The sequence below is a fragment of the Vreelandella salicampi genome (assembly GCF_013415105.1).
GTDB classification, from domain to species: Bacteria; Pseudomonadota; Gammaproteobacteria; order Pseudomonadales; family Halomonadaceae; genus Vreelandella; species Vreelandella salicampi.
In genome coordinates this window covers 1-3924 of record NZ_JACCDF010000028.1, presented here as the reverse complement: position 1 = coordinate 3924, position 3924 = coordinate 1, and the positions used below count along the sequence as shown (strand labels likewise).

Annotated in this window: 1 protein-coding gene; it reads left to right on the top strand. The window is 51.1% G+C overall.

Going from position 1 to position 3924, the window contains the following annotated elements; translation table 11 throughout:
• Positions 1–285: 285 nt before the first annotated feature.
• On the top strand, positions 286–3894 hold the full coding sequence (locus HZS81_RS17755; RefSeq protein WP_179931856.1) for a hypothetical protein: 3609 nt from the start codon (positions 286–288) through the stop codon (positions 3892–3894).
• The last annotated feature ends 30 nt before the right edge of the window (positions 3895–3924 follow it).

Below are 3924 nucleotides of genomic sequence, written 5' to 3'. Positions count from 1 at the left end.
ACAGTTTCACCCATGGCGAGTGGTCCTCTTGAATCGTGTTCTGCCAGGAACATATTGATTCTACAAGAGAAAACCGCTCGCCATCTTCGTTTTTAAGTCGGCCTCATGAATAAGCCGGGATTTATACTTGGCACAAAATTTGAGGGAATTGCTTTGGAGGGGGTGACCTTCTGGCATCTTGGAGGGCTTTAAAGAGAAGCTGCTGACAAGCCGATGCTATCGCTAGGATTTAGATCGTGTCTTCATATATAGTGCTTTTCTATATAAGCAAAAGAACAAGTAGCGATGGCAGAGCAATCGGTGGTGGTACATAGTGACGACGTCCGCACAAGTGAGCAAATAGCGCGCTTGGGTAGCCCTTACGCCGATTTATGTCGATGGGCCGCGGATCGTGATCTCAACGGGGCAGTGGAGCTGGCCTATTGGTCACTAGGACTGAGTCATCGCATCATTGCCATTGGTAATATGGTCGACGAGTTCCACCACCCTGAAGCAAAAGCGATCCTCACGTCGTGGCGAGAAGATCCCATTATTAGCCTTTTAGACGATCTCGCGAAGGCTATTCGGCAAGACCCTCAAATCAATCGCCAATACCCTGCCTTGCCTCACCTGGGGAATGCGGAAAAAACCAAGTACAGATACAAAGCAGAAGGAAGCCTCAAAGAGCAGACTTTCCTTATTACGCTCATAACACACCCGTTACCTGCGGCAGAGGAGCCGTCGATAAACTTCTGGCGTCGCGCTTTACGTCTCTGGCTGGTTGGACAAGCAGCTTACCGGGTTTTTTCTGATAGCTGTTTAGCGGATCGCAATATCAGCAAAGCAGCACGATTTTTGATTGCGGATCGTTATCAAGAGCAATGGCAACTCGTCGACGGGATATTGCGTCGTGCCCAACGTTACATGACACCCGACATGCTGACGTTTGAGCGTTTTACCGATGCGCTGTTCTTGGCGGCTGAACAATATAAGCAAAGTGATTCATCGGGAAAGAGCAGCAAAGCATTTCTTAATGCCATTATTGACATAGCTAACGGGGACCGAAAGCCATTTCCCTCTCGGCGCAGCCCGACAGAGCAGCCTGCTCTATCTTTTTCTTTGCCTGCAGCCCCATCGGCATCGTCGTGGGTAACCGTTGACGAAAATTCTGAAGACCTCGCTGAGGTGTGTCCAAGCACACCAAGCATGGTAGATGACGATGAGGACGATGCGATCTATTTGTTGCCTGTCGATGCAACGGATACGCAAGCTCAACAGGTGTTAACCGGACGCAGCTTTTATCAACAACAAGCTGAAGCCTCCCACTATCTCCCTTGGAGCTACTCAAAACTGCTTCCACCTGAGCGCATCACCATTGATCAGTGGGTAAGGCAGCAGTTGCTGCGTACTGATCCTTTGGCATTGTTAGGGGGTGCGCTGGTGTGGCTAGCGCTTCGTTTTTCACGCTCGTTGAACCAAGTTCTCACAATGACAATTGGTGAGGAGGCGCAGGGAGAGTGGTGTATCGCGCCTGATTTCCTGTTTGTCTCCCGGTTAGCGCCGCGCCGGCGAAATGCGTGGTATCCCGATCAAGCTGCCCAACCGTATGTCGCCGATTATCAAGAGACACAAAGTGTCGAGCTGATACCTGAAATCAGCCAAGCTCTGACGAGCGTTAGTCAGCAAATGGCCACGCCGACATCATTGGCAGGCATGTGGCAGAGCGTGTCTCTCGGGCAAAAAGTTGACGCATGGTTCAATGCACAGATGCGTATTGAGTGCCCGCGTGTCACCAGTGGCAAATTGGCGGAAGTAGGGGGCCAAGCCATCTTTGATGCCTCAGGCAATCATCATTTTGCGAGAATGCTAACAGCCCACCCCAATAGTGCCCTACCAGGTGCCTGTAGCTATGCCAGCTGGGATATTGCGGCGATTGAACAGGGACTCAAGCTACCTTATCACCCCTCGGCAATTAACAGGCTCGGCGTGACGAACCAAGGCAGCTTATTAGTGCCTCTGGAGACCCGGCTCAATAGGACTATTGACGATGCCACCCGGCAGCTTAAAGAGGCTTTTGATGGCAACGACTTGATACGCCTACATAATCAGTGGACGAGTTATTGCGTGATGGCGCTATATGCCGCGACGGGAAGTCGTTATCTTAAAGAGCCCTTCGAGAGCACGCTCTTTTTTAATCACGACCTTCCAGCTGTCTTTATTAACGATAAAGCCGAAGGCAATGGAGTGCGTAATGGCCGCATGGTGCCATTACCAGATAAGGCCATCGCGTTTGTCGAAGGTCATCTGACTTACCTGCGACGTTTGGCCGAGCTTTTGGCGAGCACGCATCCTATAGTGTCGTCACAAATTAACGCATTGTTGGATTTGCCAGCGAAGGCAGAGCAGCCCTTGTTCTTTTTGCTGGATGAAACCCTCAACTGGCAATCCATGTCAGCGACTGACCTGCCGGGCATGCCTCTATTTGATTGGCCTTTGCCTCCTAATCTGTTTCGTCACCGGTTGGCGCAGCAATTACCCCTAAAAGGGGTCGACAATGAAGTGGTTGATGGGTGGTTAGGGCATGCTGAAAAGAGCGTTGCAAGCTATGGCGACACTTCACCGCGATGTTGGCTAGATGATTGGAAAACGTACCGCGCAGAGGTAAATGCGTTATTTGACCGATTATCGTTCGACGTTCTGACGCCGCCAGCGTTATTGCCAATGGTCACGAGATGTGCCGCGCAAGAGCCTGCACAGCGGCCACGAAAGTTTGGACAGCGCTTACGTGAAAAAAACCGTCGCTTGGCAACAAGGCATGCCATAAGAGGGGCGTTGAACGAAATCACACTTTATTTAAAAGACCGCGAGATAGCATCACTCACCGTCGACGAAGTGAATCAACTTGGCAGGAAAATGCTGTTACAGGAGAGGGGGACGCCTTACCCCTCGGCGGCGCTGCGTTTTGATGTGTTGATACGCTTATTAGAACGACACGAGTCGCCACATCGTCATGCCTTCCACCGTCGTCATATCCCAAAGTTGCCAGAAAACACACTGATACACGAAGGGGTGTCAACGTCCGTCACGGTAATGACGCAACTAGAAAAATGGGCAGAGAAAATTCGTCCTTACGCTGACCGAGCCCACTGTTCTAAGCGTCAAGCATTGTCACTTGGCACGATGCTTTTATGTATTGAAAAACGTATTAGCTACACACGCATGCTGCATGATGTCAGTTTGGGCGATAATTACCGCCTCTTATATCATCGTAACACCTACTATCTTGAATACAGTGAACAACTGGAGTACGCAAATTATCACGTTCCTGTGCAGCGCCATGTGGTTTCTTATCATGTCGCCTCCCTCTTGGCATTTGGCCAAGGGCTGACAACAAAGAGAGCGCTGGAAGATGCCTGGAAGCTTCCGCACGAGGCGCCTCCGCTGCCGACGACATTTGTTCAAGGCTTTGAAAGTCGACAGCCATTAACGCTCAATCACATCCTGGATCATGCGAGCGATATCGTTAACCAAGCCAACCTACTGGTGCTTCCCGGCATTGTCGCCGGCGCATTGGCCGGCCGAATAGCGGCGACGAGCCTCCCTATGCAAGCCCAGGTTCGTATGGTCCAAGGTAAATCGCTGGTTTTTCCTGACCCACCCACGGTAACCGAAGGCGGCACGGCTCCTACAATGACGCCGGCACTATTACGAGCCGAGGGGGGCAAACATGAACTGCAGCAACAAGCCTCGCGGCTCTTTAAAGACGTAAAACAGATTCTGGAAGGTTATACCAAGCCTCAAGCGAAAAGTACGGCAAAATCCCTTGAACCTGCCTCATTCATGAGAGTGTCGATTGAGCGTTTTGGAGCCGTTGGTTGCCGGCTTCAGTCTTCAACAGCCGTATCGATGGCGTGATGACACACGGATTAATGCCCAAGTGTGGCG

Coding starts and splice junctions, on each gene's coding strand:
- HZS81_RS17755 (WP_179931856.1), top strand. CDS start 286: ATGGCAGAGCAATCGGTGGTGGTACATAGTGACGACGTCCGCACAAGT.